The 832-nt window shown below is 36.7% G+C and carries 1 protein-coding gene; it reads right to left on the reverse strand.

Annotated features, from left to right (window positions below):
* Positions 1-832: hypothetical protein (locus tag Q0856_RS18005; RefSeq protein ID WP_298507227.1), on the reverse strand; the 832-nt coding region annotated here is incomplete at both ends.

The raw sequence follows: 832 nt of genomic DNA on the forward strand, positions 1-832 counted from the left end.
TAATATCTGTTTTTTGAGTTGTGTTTAGCGTAACAGCAGTAGGCTCTTCTAAAGATATTGGAGCATCGGCTGTACAATTAGGAGTACCTAACGTATTATCTGTAATTCTAACAATGTAGTCACCAAATCCTACTCCAGTAAATTGATTAGCAGTTGGAGCTATACCTGTTGCAGATAAATCTGAACGTAATAAGGTAGCGGTAAAAGTTCCAGAGCCACCGTTTACAGTAAATTCTATAACACCGTCATTAGTAGCACAAGTAGGTTGTGTTAAAGGTGTTGCACTTACTGTTAATTCAGGATCTATAGTAATATTTTCAATTTCAGAACAATTATTAGCATCTCTTATTTCAATAGTATAAGCACCAGCTGTTAAACCTGTATAAGTATAAGGGAAGCTAGTAATACTTTGGAAAGCGTTGCTATTAATACGCATAGTATAAGGAGCAATACCTGTGTTAATGGCATCAAGAGATACGGTAATACCAAAATTACCTTCGCTAGCACATTCATCATCAATAGCTAATGAAATATCAGGAGTTGTATCTGTATCTACGGTGATAGCTAATGGAACTGCGATTACACACCCGTTAGCATCTTGTACGTAAATATCCCAGTTTAAGCTTGTTGTTGGGTCTAATTCTATGGTATTATCAAAAGGATAAACCCCTGGGTCACCAGCACCACTAATAGAAGCACCATAACTATATGCTGCAGTTCCTCCAGTCGCTTGTACGGTTACAATAGCATTCGTTTCGATACAATTAGCATTTACATTGCTTACTAAAGATAGAGCTAAAGCTTCTGGTGCATCTATAGTAACAGTATTAGA

The organism is uncultured Maribacter sp., from assembly GCF_947496775.1.
GTDB lineage: Bacteria > Bacteroidota > Bacteroidia > Flavobacteriales > Flavobacteriaceae > Maribacter_B.